This window comes from Blautia sp. AM47-4, assembly GCF_003479865.1.
Classification (GTDB): Bacteria; Bacillota; Clostridia; order Lachnospirales; family Lachnospiraceae; genus Fusicatenibacter; species Fusicatenibacter saccharivorans.
Map to the genome: position 1 here is coordinate 88,152 of NZ_QUHY01000013.1, position 16,439 is coordinate 104,590.

Consider the following 16,439-nt stretch of genomic DNA (forward strand, 5'->3'; position numbering starts at 1 on the left):
TTTCGCATAAATAAAATGAAAAATGACAGGAAGGAAGAGACAAAAGATGATTAGAATAGAAGAATGTATCCTCTACCGCGATTTCGCAGAGGGGGAGGTACTGCGCGATATGACGATACTGGTGGAGACCTACAAAAAACTGGTCAATGCTCAGATTTCCCTGAAGGACCGCCGGTTCCGTGAGAATATGAGCGCATATGAGCCGCAGTTTTATGAGGCACTGAACCGCCTTGTCGAGATGGCAAACCGCTACGGCTTCTCCGGAAATCTCTGGCACGATTATCTGACATATCTTCTGGTCAACAAAGAAAATGCATTTTCTACCTCCTGCGAGATTGTCGGAAAAGTCGAGGGAAGCATCAACCAGATGGCAAAACATGATTTTGTCCGTTTCAAAGAGCTGTTCGATTTCGATATCTGTGTTTTCGACGAAATTTTCGAATCCGGCGATGCTTCCGTCATCAGCGATTACGAGAACACCGACAGCCCGAACAAGCTGTTCAACAAAGAAGTCCGCGACCGCATCTGCGAACTGGCCATCCGTCTTGCAAAAGCAGAATCTGTCGACGAATTTATGGATGATATGATTCAGTTCTACAAAGACTTTGGAGTAGGAAAACTGGGACTGCACAAAGCATTCCGCATCGCACACGTTGGCGAAAATGTTGAGATCATCCCGATCACCAACATCCCGGATGTGCGCCTTTCCGACCTTGTCGGCTACGAAATTCCAAAGCAGAAGCTGATCGACAACACGAAAGCGTTCGTCGAGGGCAAAAAAGCCAACAACTGCCTGCTTTTTGGTGATGCCGGAACCGGAAAATCCTCCAGCATTAAAGGTATCCTGAATGAGTATTACGATCAGGGACTTCGTATGATCGAGGTTTACAAGCATCAATTCCAGGATCTGAACGAGCTGATTGCGCAGATCAAAAACAGAAATTATAAATTCATTATCTACATGGACGATCTTTCTTTCGAGGAGTTTGAGATCGAGTACAAATACCTGAAAGCTGTGATCGAGGGAGGTCTGGAAAAACGCCCGGACAATATCCTCATCTATGCGACCTCCAACCGCCGCCACCTGATCAAGGAGAACTACAGCGACAAAGAGGGAACGAGACAGGATATGCACACCTCCGATACGGTACAGGAGAAGTTGTCCCTGGTATACCGCTTCGGTGTCAGCATCTATTTCGGTGCGCCGGATAAGAAAGAGTTCCAGAAGATCGTTTCCGTTCTGGCAGACCGCTACGGCGTGAAGTTAAGCGAGGAAGAGCTTTTAGCAGAAGCAAATAAATGGGAACTGTCCCACGGCGGTCTTTCCGGCCGTACCGCACAGCAGTTTATCGATTATCTGCTCGGAAAACAGTAAAAAGAAAAAGGTCAAAAAGTCCGCTTGGTATTGGGAGCGGGATTTTTGGGATATCCTTTGAAAAAGAAAGAGGAGAAGCGTATATGCAGTATTCCACATTTGCTGCCATTGATATCGGCAGCTACGACGTCATTCTGGAGATTTTCGAGATCTCCAAAAAGCAGGGTATCCGAAGCGTGGATAAGATCTGCCATCGGATGGAGCTTGGAAAAGATACGTACACGCTGGGGAAAATCCGCCCGGAAATGGAAGAGGAGCTCTGCCGCGTGCTCGCAGATTTCGTGCGGATCATGGAGGGCTACCGCGTGGATGCTTACCGCGCCATGGCTTCGAGCGCAATCAGTGAGGCGGCGAACAGCCTCTATGTCCTTGGAAAAATCCGTCAGCTGACCGGTCTTTCCGTCACGGTTCTCTCTAACTCGGAGCAACGTTTCCTTGGCTACAAGGCGCTTGCGGCGATGGAGGACAATTTCAACAAGGTCATTGAAAAGGGAACTGCGATTCTCGACCTCGACGGCGGCAGTTTTCAGATTTCCCTGTTTGATAAGGACGCCCTTGTGACGACACAGAATATCCGTATGGGTAGTCTTCGTGTCCGTGAGCGCCTCGCCGGAATCCAGAGCGAGACGGAACACTACGAGGAGATGGTCGAGGAACTGATCTGGAATGAAGTGTCGAGCTTCAAGAAGATGTATCTGAAAGACCGCAAAATCGAAAATATCATGCTGATCGGCGATGTTTTCACCGACAGTGTCTACCAGAATATCGAGGAGAAAACGACAAAAATCATTTCCCGTGAGAATTTCAACACCTGGTATGAAAAGATCATCCGTCAGTCACCGATGGAGCTGGCTGTCAAGCTTGGCATCCCGCTGGAGAATGCTTCGCTGATGTACCCGTCCGCCGTGATCTACAAATGTCTGATTGACATGATGGAGGCAGAGCATGTATGGATCCCGGGCGTGCATATGACGCGCGGCATCGCATACGAATATGCGGAGCAGATGAAACTGCAAAAAGGAAGCCACAACTTTGAAAATGATATTCTGATGGCGGCAAAAAACATCGGAAAACGGTATGCAGTAAACCGGCCGCACGTCCAGAATCTGGAGATGACGGCGCTTGCCATGTTTGATGCGACGAAAAAGATGCACGGCATGAAAGAACGCGAGCGGCTGCTGCTTCGGATGGCGGTGATGCTGCACGATGTCGGAAAATACATCAGCCTTAATAATGTCGCGGATTCTTCCTATAATATTATCATGTCAAACGAAATCATCGGACTGTCCCATATTGAACGGGAGATGGTCGCACTGATTGCAAAATACAATACGGCAGTGCTTCCATCCTACGATGAGCTGGTGATGGAATCGTCGCTTAGTGCAGAACAGTATCTGACCGTATCGGAGTTGACAGCAATCGTCCGTCTGGCGAATGCACTAGATCGGAGTCACCTGCAGAAAATCCAGTCGATCCGCGCTGTCTTAAAGGAGAGAGAACTGCATTTGTCTCTGACGGTTGACCGTGATTTCACACTGGAGCAGGGACTGTGCCAGGATAAATTAGATTTTTTCAATGAGGTATTCAGCATACAGCCGATTATTAAGATGAAACGGCAGATGTAAGGAGGCGAACAAGATGGATGTAACACCATATAAGAAACCGGAATATTTTCGAAACCGGGAATTGAGCTGGATCAGCTTCGACGAGCGTGTTTTAAACGAGGCGCGGGATAAGAGTATTCCGCTGTTTGAACGTCTGAAATTTATCAGCATTACCTCCTCCAATCTGGATGAGTTTTATATGGTCCGTGTGGCTTCACTAAAAGACCAGGTGCATGCAAACTATACGAAAAAGGATCTGTCCGGCATGGATGCGAAGGAGCAGCTTACCGAGATCAGCAAACGGACGCATGAGCTAGTGCAGCTGCAGTACAATACGTACAATCGCTCGGCGGTTCCGTCTCTGGAGCACGTTGGCCTTACGATTATCAGTGAGCACGAGAAGCTGACGAAGGAGCAGGCGGAGTATGTGGATTCCTATTTTGAGGAAAACATTTACCCGGTTCTGACCCCGATGGCCATGGATTCGGCCCGCCCGTTCCCGTTGATCCGGAACAAAACATTGAATATCGGTGCACTGGTGCATAAGAAAGAGGATTCGCTTCTGAGCCGTGCGGAGGATAAGAAAGAGAAGAAAGGCAAGGAGAAGGAAAAGGAGAAAGAACTGGAATTTGCGACGGTTCAGGTTCCTTCGGTACTGCCGCGTTTTATTCTGCTTCCGCAGGATGAAAAGACGGGACAGCGGTATGTGATTCTTCTGGAGGAGATCATCGAGCGGAACATTGGAAAGCTGTTCTTAAGCTACGATGTGGTCTGCGCGCATCCGTACCGTGTTATGCGAAATGCAGATCTTTCGATCGATGAGGATGAGGCTTCGGACCTGTTAAAAGAGATCCAGAAGCAGCTTAAAAAACGTCAGTGGGGCGAAGTGATCCGTCTGGAAGTGGAAGATAAGATGGATAAGCGGCTCCTGAAGATGCTGGAAAAAGAGTTTGACATCGATGAAGACGACCTGTTCCGGATTCCGGGACCGCTCGATTTGACGTTTTTAATGAAAATGTATGGGCTCGACGGCTTTGATGAGTATAAAATTCCGAAATATATTCCGGCGGCAGTTCCGGCGCTGATGAATGAGGATGACATTTTTACAAACATCCGAAAAGGCGACATCCTGCTGCATCATCCTTATATGACGTTTGATCCGGTCGTGCAATTTGTACAACAGGCAGCAAAGGATCCGGATGTACTGGCGATCAAACAGACACTGTACCGTGTGAGCGGCAATTCTCCGATTATTGCAGCACTGGCTCAGGCGGCGGAAAATGGCAAACAGGTTTCCGTACTGGTGGAATTAAAGGCACGGTTCGACGAAGAAAACAATATTGTCTGGGCGAAGATGCTGGAAAAGGCGGGATGCCATGTGATTTATGGTCTTCTGGGACTGAAAACACACAGTAAGATTACACTGGTGGTTCGGCGCGAGGAGACAGGCATTCGCAGATATGTACATCTTGGCACGGGAAACTATAACGATTCTACGGCAAAGCTGTATACGGACTGTGGCCTGTTGACATGCAATGCAAAGATCGGTGAGGATGCAACAGCAGTATTTAACATGCTTTCGGGCTATTCGGAGCCGGATCACTGGAACAAACTGGTGGTTGCGCCACTCTGGATGAAAGACAGATTCCTGCATCTGATTGCTATGGAGGAGGAACACGCGAAGAAGGGACAGAAAGCGCATATTATTGCGAAGATGAACTCGTTATGCGACCGCGATATTATTGCGGCGCTTTACAGTGCTTCGGCAGCCGGAGTAAAGATTGACCTGATTATCCGGGGAATCTGTTGTCTGAAGGTTGGAATCCCGGGTGTCAGCGAGAATATTACCGTTCGCTCGATTGTCGGCAATTTCCTGGAACATGCGCGGATTTTCTACTTCTACAGTGGTGGAAATGAAGAGGTGTTTATGGGAAGCGCGGACTGGATGCCGCGAAATCTGGAAAAACGGGTGGAGATTGTGTTCCCGGTTGAGGATGAGCAGATCAAGAAAGAAGTAATGCATATTCTTGATATCCAGATGAAGGATAATGTGAAAGCCAGTATTTTACAGGCAGACGGAACGTATACAAAGCCGGATAAGCGCGGAAAGACGCTGGTGAATTCACAGGAGTATTTCTGCAGGGAGGCAACGGAAAGAGCGGAAAAACCAAAAGAACAGGAAAACAGCAGGGTGTTTGTGCCGGCGGAACCGGTGGAATAGGTTTGGACGGACGCCCCGTAACGCACACAAGGGTGATGCGCGGTTTCGGGAGCTAGTAATTCTAAGGCTCTGTCATTTTGCTAAAACCATGCGCCAAAAATCAAAACTCGCTGTCGCTCAGACAGTTGATTTTTGGCGCATAACGCAAAATGCCAGAACCTAAGAATTACACGCTCCCTGCAAATGCGCATCACCCTTGTGTGCGTTACGGGGCTGTGTGAAGGACGGACACGGATGTGGGAGCGGGAGCGCCCACTGCGTTGACATGAAAGAAGAATATGGTATGTTGTGATGAGAAAGAGCTGCAGCTTTGAGAGTTGCGGCGTTTTTTTGTGTCAAAAATAATCTGTTGGGTATTGGGAAAAGGAATGGCTATTCAGAATTTGTTTTGAAAATTGGTTTTGCGGGTGATTTTCGGGGATTTTACAAAGAGTGATCTGGAAGAGTGGCTGGAAAAGAAGGGGATGGAGACGGAGATAAGGGAAAATGTGGACATTTTTTGTAAAGTAACCGGTTATTTTATTAACGGGTATTTTACAAAGCGGTGGTAGTGGGCTTTACGGAAGGAAAGGTATAATGAATCTCGACAAGACGAGGAGGAAGAAAAACGAATGTCAAATATTGTGTTGAAGAATGTCTGTAAATCTTATGATAAGGAACATTATGCGGTTCAGGATTTTTCGCTTGAAATACCGGATCGGGAGTTTGTGATTTTTGTTGGACCTTCCGGCTGCGGAAAATCGACGACGCTTCGGATGATTGCCGGTCTTGAGGAGATTACGAGCGGGGAGCTTTGGATTGATGGACAGCTTTGTAATTATGTAGAAGCAAAGGATCGCGATCTTTCGATGGTATTTCAGAACTACGCGCTTTATCCGAATATGACGGTATATGAAAACATGGCGTTTTCTCTGAAAATCCGGAAACAGCCCAAGGATGAAGTTGATAAAAAGGTACATGAGGCAGCTAAAATGCTTGGAATTGAGCATTTACTTGACCGGAGACCGGCAGCCCTTTCCGGCGGTCAGAAACAAAGAGTTGCGATTGGAAGCGCAATTATGAGACGGCCGAAAGCATTTTTAATGGATGAGCCGCTTTCGAATCTGGATGCGAAGCTGCGGGCACAGATGCGGGTGGAGCTGGCAAAATTACATAAGGAACTGAAAACGACGGTGATTTATGTTACACATGACCAGACGGAGGCGATGACGCTTGGTACAAAAATTATTGTTATGAAAGACGGTGTTGTGCAGCAGGCGGATACACCGGGGCAGATTTACCGCCATCCGGCAAACAAATTTGTGGCCGGTTTTATCGGAGCTCCGAGTATGAATTTTATGGAAACGATGGTGACGGAAAGAAACGGAGCGGTTTATCTGGAGGCAGACGGAGGAGTTACCCTTCGTGCAAAAGGAGAGAACGAAATGGTGCTTCGTCGCGCTTATCTCGGAAAAATGGTGATCTTAGGTCTGAGACCGGAGGATTTACAGGACGAAACAACCGCTTCCGCACATCGGATCTGTTACGAAGAGAATCAGTTGAAGGCATTTGTTGACCTGCGGGAGATGATCGGTGCAGAAGCGTATCTGCATATGAATACCGGAAAAAATCTGATTACAGCAAGAGTGCCTTCCGAGGTGCCGGTTACTGTAAAGGAAAGCATTACATTGTATGCAGATATGGAGAAAGCACAGATCTTTGATCCGTTTACAGAAGAAAATATTTTATCTCTGCCGGTTGAAAAAGAAGAACGTGCAACAGCATAAGAAGGAGCAAGAAGTGAAAAAAGTAATCGAAAAGTGTAAAAAAGCAGAAGTTTATATGTATCTAATCCCGAGTATGGTGATCTTTAGCATCTTTCTGTTTTATCCGTTTTTTAAAACCATTTATCTGAGCCTGTATAAGACAAACAAGCTTGGAGAAGCGAAATTGTATGTGGGACTGGACAACTATAAAAGCTTATTATCGAATCCATCCTTTTACAACGGTCTCTGGGTTACACTGGAATTTGTGGCGATTGTTGTAGTCGGAAGTATGGCGCTTGGCCTTCTGGGAGCAGTTCTTTGCAGCAAGGCTTTCCCGGGAATCCGGGTATTCAGTACTTCCTATGCACTCCCAATGGCAGTAGCATCGAGCTCAGGCGCCATGATTTTCAAGATTATTTTAAATCCCACGATCGGTATCGTAAACAAATTGCTGCATGTGAGCATTAACTGGGTCAGTGATCCGAAATATGCGCTGATCTGTGTGGCTGTCCTTACGGCATGGCTGAACAGTGGCATCAATTTCCTGTATTTTTCGGCGGGACTTGGAAACATTGATGATTCGATTTATGAGCGTGCTTCTGTAGATGGAGCGAATGCAGTACAGAAATTTTTTAAGCTGACACTGCCGGGGCTTTCTCCGATCATGTTCTACACACTGGTTGTTAACATTATTCAGGCATTCCAGTCATTCGGACAGGTGAAAATCCTGACACAGGGAGGACCGGGAGAATCCACGAACCTGATTGTATATTCGATATACCGTGATGCGTTTTTTAATTACCGGTTTGGAAGCGCAGCCGCACAGTCCGTTGTTTTGTTTCTGATTGTCATGGCGCTTACCCTGGTTATGTTCCGCATGGAAAAGAGAGGAGTAAAATACTGATGTCTACAATAGCAACTACGATTGCCGGACCAAAAACTTATTCTGCAGAGGAGCTGCAGGCACTGCATCTGGCAATGAATGCAAAAGCAAAAAGAAAGAAAATGCTTCAGAAAACAGCGTTGGTTACCATGAACCTGATCGTTTGTCTGTTTATGCTGTTTCCGCTGCTTTATACCATCAGTGTAGCGTTTATGCCGTCCGGCGAGCTTTACACAATGGCAATGAACATCGTGCCAAAACATCCGACGCTGGAAAATTTCGTGGAAGCATTTCATAAAATTCCGCTGGTACGCTTTGTCCTGAACTCATTTTTGGTTGCGGGCAGCATTACGCTGGGTCAGATTGTAACGTGTTCTCTTGCGGCATTTGCCTTCTCTTTCCTGGATTTCAAAGGGAAAAATATTCTGTTTATGCTGGTCATGGCGACCATGATGGTGCCGGGTGAGGCAACCATTATTTCCAATTATCTGACGGTAGGAAGTCTCGGACTGCTCGATACCTATATTGTTCTGATTCTGCCTTCTCTTACCTCTGCAATGGGAATTTTCCTGTTCCGCCAGTTCTACATGACTTTTCCGGTTTCTCTTTATGAATCGGCGAAGCTGGACGGCTGCGGGAATCTGCGGTTTATCGTAAAAATCCTGATGCCGCTGACAAAGTCAGCAATGGGAGCAATGGCGGTTTACACCTTTATCAATGCATGGAATATGTACATGTGGCCGCTGCTGGTTACAGGTTCGGACAGCAAGCGTACCGTACAGATTGGTATCAGTATGCTGAACAGCGTCGATGCACAGTCGATTACCCTGATGCTGGCGGGCGTGGTAATGATTATCATTCCATCCATTTCCATCTTTATCGTAGGCCAGAAGGCCTTAATCAAAGGAATGTTTTCAGGAGCAGTCAAGGGCTGATTCCTGTGACAGAAAAAAGAATAGAAAACTGTATGAAAAACGAGGAGAAAAAAATGAAGAAAAAAGTGATTGCATCGATTCTTGCGGCTTCTATGGCAGCTATGGCGCTTACCGGATGCGGAGGCGGAAAAACAACGAGTGAGGCACAGAGTGCGACAACAGATGAAACCACAGCCAGCACAGAGGCAGGAAGTACGGCAGATGGCGCAGAAGCACCGGATTTAAACCAGGATACGAAGGGAACCACGATTACCTTCTGGCATTCCATGGGCGGTGTCAATGGCGAGGCAATGGATTATCTTGTCAATAAATTCAATGAAGAGAATACCGATGGCATTACCGTTGAGGCGGTTTATCAGGGAGAATATGATGATACGATTAACAAACTGAAAAGTGCACAGATCGGAAATATGGGAGCAGACCTGGTACAGATTTATGATATCGGAACACGCTTTATGATTGATTCCGGCTGGGTCATTCCGATGCAGGAGCTGATTAATGCAGATGGCTATGACATTTCCCAGATCGAGCCGAATATCGCTGCTTATTATACGGTAAACAATGAGCTGTACTCGATGCCATTCAATTCGTCCACACCGATTCTGTATTACAACAAAGATATGTTTGAAAAAGCAGGGATCACTGAGGTTCCGACAAGCCTGGAAGGAATTCTTGCTATCGGTGATGATCTGAAAACAAAGGGCGGAGCCGGTGAACCGCTGGCACTCTCCATCTATGGATGGTATTTCGAACAGTGGCTCTGTAAACAGGGACTTTCCTATGCGGATAATGGAAATGGCCGTGATGCCGCTGCTACTGCAGTTGAATTTGATTCCAACGGCGGAGCGCTCAACATCTTAAATGAGTGGAAAGCCCTGAACGATGCCGACGTTGCACCAAACGTAGGCCGTGCCGGAAGTGATACCGCAACGACAGACTTTACTTCCGGAAAAGCAGCGATCACCCTTGGCTCTACCGCATCTCTGAAGCAGATTTTACAGGATGTCAATGGAAGCTTCGAAGTTGGAACCGCATATTTCCCGACAATCAAGGACGGCGATGAGGGCGGTGTTTCCATCGGAGGAGCCTCTCTCTGGGCATTGAACAACAACGATGATATGAAAGCAGCAGCTACCTGGAAATTTATTAAATTCCTGATTTCCCCGGAATCTCAGGCATACTGGAATGCCGAGACGGGTTACTTCCCGGTAACAACAGCTGCTGATGAGGAGCAGACCTTTAAAGATAATGTAGCACAGTATCCGCAGTTCCAGACCGCAATCGACCAGCTGCACGATTCCAAGCCGCAGTACGCCGGCGCACTTCTCTCTGTATTCCCGGAGGCAAGACAGATTGTGGAAACAGAAATCGAGAATATGATCAACGGAAACGAGACTCCGGAGAAAGCAGTAGAATCAATGGCTTCCCAGATCAACAGCTCCATCGAGGACTATAATCTGGTAAATGAATAAGAGACAGGCTTTACAAAAATAAGATTTCGTCCTATAGTGAAGAAAAACGAGTTCCCAAAGCGTGTTTGAACGGTTTCTATGAAGGGGAAGATCCGAGTTACGGAAATGATTTTTCAGATATGACTGGAAATGCGTCGGAGACAAAAATCCGGCGCGCTTCCGAATCTATAGCAATCCCGCAGAAGATGTAAAAAAATCAGCACCGCTTTTTTCACTTGTTTTCAGGCTTACGATAAAAGGAAAAAAGCTGCAGTCGGGACAAAAGATAGAAAAGAGTGCAGATTTGGAAATGGGAACGGAAAATGGAGGACAGATACGAGATGAAAACAAAAGTATGGGCACACAGAGGAGCCAGTGCATATGCACCGGAAAATACACTGGAAGCGTTTCTTCTTGCAGCAGAGCAGGGAGCAGACGGTGTGGAACTGGATGTACAGCTGACAAAAGATGGCGAGATGGTTGTTGTCCACGATGAGGAAATCGACCGGGTCAGTGACGGAAGCGGATTTGTCAAAGATTATACGCTTGCGGAATTAAAGATCCTGAACTTTAATAAGACACATCCGGAGTATCAGGATGTAAAAATTCCGACGCTTCGCGAAGTATATGAAGCATTAAAACCAACGGGAATGACGATCAATGTAGAGCTGAAAACCGGTATTTTCTGGTATAAAGACCTGGAAAAAAAGGTACTCGAGCTGACAAAAGAGATGGGGATGGAAGATCGCGTGATTTATTCTTCCTTTAACCATTACAGCATTGCAAAAATTCTGGAACTGGATCCGAAAGCCAGCACCGGCATCCTCTACGCAGATATTATTTATGATGTCGTGAATTATGCGAAAAAAATCGGAACAGGAGCTCTTCATCCGGCAACCTTTCATGTGCAGATGGCAGACTTTCTTCAGCAGTATGTGGAAAGCGATCTTGCGGTGCATGTGTGGACGGTCAATGATAAGGCGGAGATCGAGCGTCTGATGGAGGCCGGTGTTGACGCAGTCATCACTAATTATCCGGATGTGGCCGTTTCCTGCCGCAACGCGAAGTGATACCGATTGGAGAAAAAAAGCTGTTCCTTTTGGATATCGACGGAACCATCTGCGTGGGGAACCGTCTGATTCCGGGAGCAGACCGGTTTTAAACGGACTGTCCGAGTACGGCGGAGATTATGTGTTTATCACAAATAATACGACGATGAGCGTAGCAGATTACCGGAAAAAATTTGCAAAGCTGGGCATCCCGACAACAAGCGCGAACTTTCTGACGGCTTCTGTTGCAACAGCGCATTATCTGAAGCAGAAATATGGATCCCGTCCCGTCTATGTGCTGGGAACGGACTCTCTGATCCGGGAATTGGAGAGCTTCGGTGTGTGTACCACCCACGATCCGGAGAAAGAAGGAATTGCATGTGTGCTTGCAAGCTATGACAATGAACTGACGTATCAAAAACTGACGGATATCTGTCGGCTGTTGACAGAGCGCCCGGAGCTCGATTACGCTGCAACGAACCCGGACTATGTTTGTCCGATTGAATTCGGCTACGTGCCGGATTGCGGTTCCATCTGCGAGATGATCGGTCATGCGATCCAGCGTATGCCGACTTATATCGGAAAACCAGGCATACGGATGGTTGAGATGGCACTTGATATGACAGGCAGAACGCGCGATGAGGCTGTTCTTGTGGGAGATCGTCTCTATACGGACATTGCGTGCGCCAACATGGCGGGCATTTCTGCAGCACTTGTGCTTTCCGGCGAATCTACACGTGAAGAAATGCAGAACTCGCAGTATCTTGTGGAGTATATGTATCCATCCGTAAAAGAAATGTATTCGGAGTGGGTGTACGGACAAAAAAAGAAATGTTCTTAAAATTCCGAAACGGTTATGGTTTTGGAACAAAAAAACAGAAAGAAGAATTCTGAGAGGAGAACCTTTTTCCGAAGGAGTTCTTCTTTTTTGTTGCGGAAAAGGATACTTTCCGGATACGGGATAAAAGCCTGGGACGGTATAGAAAAAGCTTGCCAAAAGAGGGAATTTCCCTATATAATGATTCAGACTATAATATGAAAAAGAAAACGGTCAGGAGATCGGAAAATTCCAATACAACAGAAGAAGGAGAATTTATGCATGAGTATTTTAAATGTAGAACATCTGTCCCACGGCTTCGGCGACCGTGCGATTTTTGAAGATGTATCGTTCCGCCTGCTAAAGGGGGAGCACATCGGTCTGGTAGGTGCAAATGGCGAGGGAAAATCAACCTTTATGAACATCATCACCGGAAAGCTGATGCCGGATGAGGGAAAGGTTGAGTGGGCAAAAAACGTCCGTGTCGGCTATCTGGACCAGCATACCGTTCTGGAAAAAGGTATGACGATCCGTGATGTGTTAAAAAGTGCTTTTTCCTGGTTGTACGAGATGGAAGAGCGGATGAACACGATCTGCGATTCCATGGGCGATGCCTCCGAGGACGAGCTGAATGCAATGATGGAAGAACTCGGCGTGATCCAGGAGATGATGGATGCACATGATTTTTATATTCTGGATTCCAGAATAGAAGAGATTGGCCGTGCGCTTGGTCTTGAAGAGATCGGTCTCGAACGCGATGTCACCGAACTTTCCGGCGGACAGAGAACGAAGGTACTTCTGGCAAAATTACTTTTGGAAAAACCGGACATCCTTCTTTTGGATGAGCCGACCAACTACCTGGATGTGGAACATATCACTTGGCTGAAACGATACCTTGAAGAGTATGAAAATGCCTTCATTCTGATCTCTCACGATATTCCATTCCTGAACAGTGTTGTCAATCTGATCTATCATATGGAAAACAAAGAGCTGAATCGTTATGTTGGTGATTACGATCACTTCCAGGAGGTTTATGCGGTCAAAAAAGCGCAGAAGGAAGCTGCCTATAACCGTCAGCAGCAGGAGATCAGTGAACTGAAGGATTTCGTGGCACGAAACAAAGCCCGTGTGGCAACCAGAAACATGGCTATGTCACGGCAGAAGAAGCTGGATAAGATGGATGTGATCGAGCTTGCGAAAGAAAAACCAAAGCCGGAATTTCATTTCCGCACTGCGCGCACTTCGGGCCGCTTCGTTGTGACTGCAAAAGAACTTGTGATCGGCTATGAAGAACCGCTCTCCAGACCGTTGACCTTTGCGATCGAGCGTGGCGAAAAGATCGTGCTCACCGGTGCCAACGGAATTGGAAAAACAACACTCTTAAAGAGTATCCTCGGTTTGATCCCGTCCCTTGGCGGAGACGTGGAGCTTGGCGACTATCTGGAAATCGGATATTTCGAGCAGGAAATGCCAAAAGGAAACACCAACAGCTGTATCCAGGAAATCTGGGAAGAATTTCCATCCTATACTCAGTATGAAGTCCGTGCGGCGCTTGCCAAATGCGGTCTTACCACACAGCACATTGAAAGCCTGGTGCGTGTGCTCTCAGGAGGAGAACAGGCAAAAGTTCGCCTCTGTAAACTGATCAATCGCGAAACCAATCTTCTTGTCCTCGATGAGCCGACCAACCATCTCGATGTAGACGCAAAAGAGGAGTTAAAAAACGCACTGAAAGAGTACAAAGGAACTGTTCTTATGGTCTGCCATGAGCCGGAATTTTATGATGGCCTGGCAACCAGCGTATGGGACTGCTCGGAGTGGACGACGAAAGTGATTTAATCGAATCAAGCAAGTCCCCTGCTTCCATTGCGTGGAGCAATAAGCAGTGGGTTGGGACTTGTTGTATCAGGAGTGGTACAAGTCACTCCTGATAAGCTGCGAAGCAGTTATTCGGTTATGAGCAAGTAGCGAAACGGATTGCGAATATCCGCTTGACTAATAATAAGAAGAAAAGTCAGCAGAAAACGGACTTTTATCCTCTTTCAGCAAGAAGACTCCGACCTCTAAGGTGGGAGATGAATTGCGTCCGTTACCTTCTTGATAGTGGGTTCTAATCATGGTATAATAGAATCAGTCGAATGGCAGAAAGGGGTCGAAATACAATGGATTTGGATAATAATGCACATTCAGTGTTTTTACTGCACTATCATCTTGTTCTTGTGGTTAAGTACCGCAGACAGGTTTTTGATGACGCAATTTCCGGCAGGGCAAAAGAGATCTTTGCGTATATTGCTCCAAATTACAATATCACCCTTGAAGAATGGAATCACGATAAAGACCATGTGCATATACTTTTCAAGGCGCATCCAAATACAGAAATAAGCAAGTTCATAAACGCATATAAAAGTGCAAGCAGCAGACTTCTGAAAAAAGAATTTCCACAGATAAAGCAAAAATTATGGAAAGAACATTTCTGGAGCCAGAGTTTTTGCCTGCTCACAACGGGCGGTGCCCGATGGAAGTAATCAAAAAATACATTGAAAGTCAGGGACAAACGGATCGAAAAAGGAAGTGACCAACATGGCAAACAAAGCATATAAATTCAGAATATACCCCGATGATGTGCAGAAAGTTTTGTTTGCCAGAACGTTCGGCTGTGTCCGAATGGTGTACAACCATTGGCTTGCCAGAAAAATCAGGCAGTATGAGGAGGACAAAACCGCGGTAACTTACACGGTTTGTGCAAAAGAAATGGCTGAAATGAAGAAAACAGAAGCATACGCATTTTTGAGGGAAGTAGACAGTGTCGCATTACAACAATCGCTTCGGCATCTTGATACGGCATTTCAGAATTTTTTCAAACAGCCGAAGACAGGTTTTCCAAAGTTTAAATCTAAAAAACAGAATAAAAAGAGCTATTCAACGATCTGTATCAACGGAAACATTGCCATATTGAATGGATATTTGAAATTGCCGAAAGCCGGCCAAGTCCGGTTAAAACAACACAGAGCTGTTCCGAAAGAATACAAATTAAAATCTGTAACAGTAAGCCAGACACCAGGCGGAAAATATTATGCAAGTATTCTTTTTGAGTATGAAAATCAAGTACAGGAAAAAGAGATGCAGAGTTTTCTGGGGTTAGATTTTTCCATGCATGAATTATATCGTGACAGCAACGGGAATGAACCTGCATATCCGAAGTATTACAGGAATGTAGAGGAAAAATTAGTGAGGGAGCAGCGCAGACTTTCCAAAATGCAGAAAGGTTCGAACAACCGTAGCAAGCAGAGAATCAAGGTGGCAAAACTCCACGAAAAGGTTTCCAGTCAACGAAAGGATTTTCTGCATAAGCTGTCAAGGCAGCTAGCAAATGCTTATGATTGTGTATGTATAGAATCCCTAGATATGAAAGCAATGTCACAGATGCTGAACTTTGGAAAATCTGTTTCAGATAACGGGTGGGGAATGTTCACAGGGTTCTTGAAATACAAACTTGAGGAACAGGGTAAAAAACTTGTGAAGGTGGACAAATTTTTCGCCAGCAGTCAGATTTGTTCAGTTTGTGGTTACAGGAACGCAGAGACAAGAAAACTTGCGGTCAGAGAGTGGGATTGTCCGCAGTGCGGAACCCATCACGACAGAGATGTAAATGCGGCTGTTAATATCAGAAATGAGGGAATGCGGCTGGTAGTGGCATGACCGTAACGTAATATAATAAAACCGTGGGACACACGGGGATAGCTCGCCTATGCTTAGCACATTGGTGCTATCGAACGAGAACCAAACCTACCGAGGTTAGGGAAGCCCCCACCTCTACAGGTGGTGGAGGATGTCACAGAAAGTGTTTTCTGTTGATTTTTTGCATTTAACAAGTAGTTAGATAAAAGAATGAATATACAGAATTAACTATATTTTTCTAAAAATAAGAAAATTCGAAAAAAGGTGTTGACTTTTGCTTTGGGCGGTGTTATTATAACTAAGCTGTCAGCGAGAGCTGATGCGAATGAGTTTCTTTGAAACAGAAAAACCTAGTTCGGAGCCGGGTGGCTGCCGCGGGTTGCAAAAACTGCTTCAAAAAACTTGAAAAAAGTTCTTGACAAAAGTAAATGAGTTTGCTAAAATAAACGAGTTGCTGATCGAGAGAACAGCAAAGAAGTTCGAAAGAGCTTCAAAAAATAAATTAAAAAAGTTCTTGACAAACGAAAAGTTCTGTGATAAAATAAATGAGCTGATCCGAGTCGGAACAGCAAAGATCCTTGATAATTAAACAGTGAAACACATCCTCGAAAGTTCTGAATAAGTAATTCAAAACGATCGAAAGATCCTTTAAAACAGTAAAAGGGATAAATTAGCTAGTAT

Annotated in this window: 11 protein-coding genes and 1 pseudogene; all 12 read left to right on the forward strand. The window is 45.9% G+C overall.

Annotation, left to right across the window (positions count from 1 at the left end):
* Positions 1-46: 46 nt before the first annotated feature.
* The 12 genes and pseudogenes from DW965_RS10380 to tnpB all read left to right on the forward strand — a co-directional run bounded on the left by DW965_RS10380 (position 47) and on the right by tnpB (position 15,779).
* Entirely contained in the window at positions 47-1,375 is a 1,329-nt protein-coding gene (locus DW965_RS10380; RefSeq protein ID WP_055228687.1) for an ATP-binding protein, read from the forward strand.
* A gap of 83 nt (positions 1,376-1,458) precedes the next feature.
* Positions 1,459-3,000: a Ppx/GppA phosphatase family protein gene (locus DW965_RS10385; protein ID WP_055228686.1), complete on the forward strand. Its 1,542-nt coding sequence runs from the start codon at positions 1,459-1,461 to the stop codon at positions 2,998-3,000.
* 13 nt (positions 3,001-3,013) lie between these two features.
* Positions 3,014-5,200: an RNA degradosome polyphosphate kinase gene (locus tag DW965_RS10390; protein ID WP_119198359.1), complete on the forward strand. Its 2,187-nt coding sequence runs from the start codon at positions 3,014-3,016 to the stop codon at positions 5,198-5,200.
* 611 nt (positions 5,201-5,811) lie between these two features.
* On the forward strand, positions 5,812-6,966 hold the full coding sequence (locus DW965_RS10395; protein WP_117805076.1) for an ABC transporter ATP-binding protein: 1,155 nt from the start codon (positions 5,812-5,814) through the stop codon (positions 6,964-6,966).
* A 55-nt stretch (positions 6,967-7,021) separates the two neighbouring features.
* Complete coding sequence (locus tag DW965_RS10400) at positions 7,022-7,849, forward strand: carbohydrate ABC transporter permease (RefSeq protein WP_117802586.1); 828 nt, start codon at positions 7,022-7,024, stop codon at positions 7,847-7,849.
* A gap of 101 nt (positions 7,850-7,950) precedes the next feature.
* The gene (locus tag DW965_RS10405; protein ID WP_416388118.1) at positions 7,951-8,763 is read left to right on the forward strand and encodes a carbohydrate ABC transporter permease; all 813 of its coding nucleotides are present in this window, start codon (positions 7,951-7,953) and stop codon (positions 8,761-8,763) included.
* A gap of 53 nt (positions 8,764-8,816) precedes the next feature.
* On the forward strand, positions 8,817-10,235 hold the full coding sequence (locus tag DW965_RS10410; RefSeq protein ID WP_119198361.1) for an ABC transporter substrate-binding protein: 1,419 nt from the start codon (positions 8,817-8,819) through the stop codon (positions 10,233-10,235).
* Positions 10,236-10,555: 320 nt separating this feature from the next.
* Positions 10,556-11,284, forward strand: a complete 729-nt coding sequence (locus tag DW965_RS10415) for a glycerophosphodiester phosphodiesterase (RefSeq protein WP_117805100.1) — start codon at positions 10,556-10,558, stop codon at positions 11,282-11,284.
* Positions 11,226-12,104, forward strand: a complete 879-nt coding sequence (locus tag DW965_RS10420; RefSeq protein ID WP_243036585.1) for an HAD-IIA family hydrolase — start codon at positions 11,226-11,228, stop codon at positions 12,102-12,104. Before DW965_RS10415 ends, DW965_RS10420 begins: the two co-directional genes overlap by 59 nt.
* A gap of 258 nt (positions 12,105-12,362) precedes the next feature.
* The gene (locus DW965_RS10425) at positions 12,363-13,919 is read left to right on the forward strand and encodes an ABC-F family ATP-binding cassette domain-containing protein (protein ID WP_117802549.1); all 1,557 of its coding nucleotides are present in this window, start codon (positions 12,363-12,365) and stop codon (positions 13,917-13,919) included.
* A 323-nt stretch (positions 13,920-14,242) separates the two neighbouring features.
* Positions 14,243-14,655 (forward strand): annotated as a pseudogene (gene tnpA / locus DW965_RS10430) (IS200/IS605 family transposase).
* 5 nt (positions 14,656-14,660) lie between these two features.
* Positions 14,661-15,779, forward strand: coding sequence for an IS200/IS605 family element RNA-guided endonuclease TnpB (gene tnpB / locus DW965_RS10435; RefSeq protein ID WP_117802548.1), 1,119 nt, complete (start codon positions 14,661-14,663; stop codon positions 15,777-15,779).
* Positions 15,780-16,439: the final 660 nt, after the last annotated feature.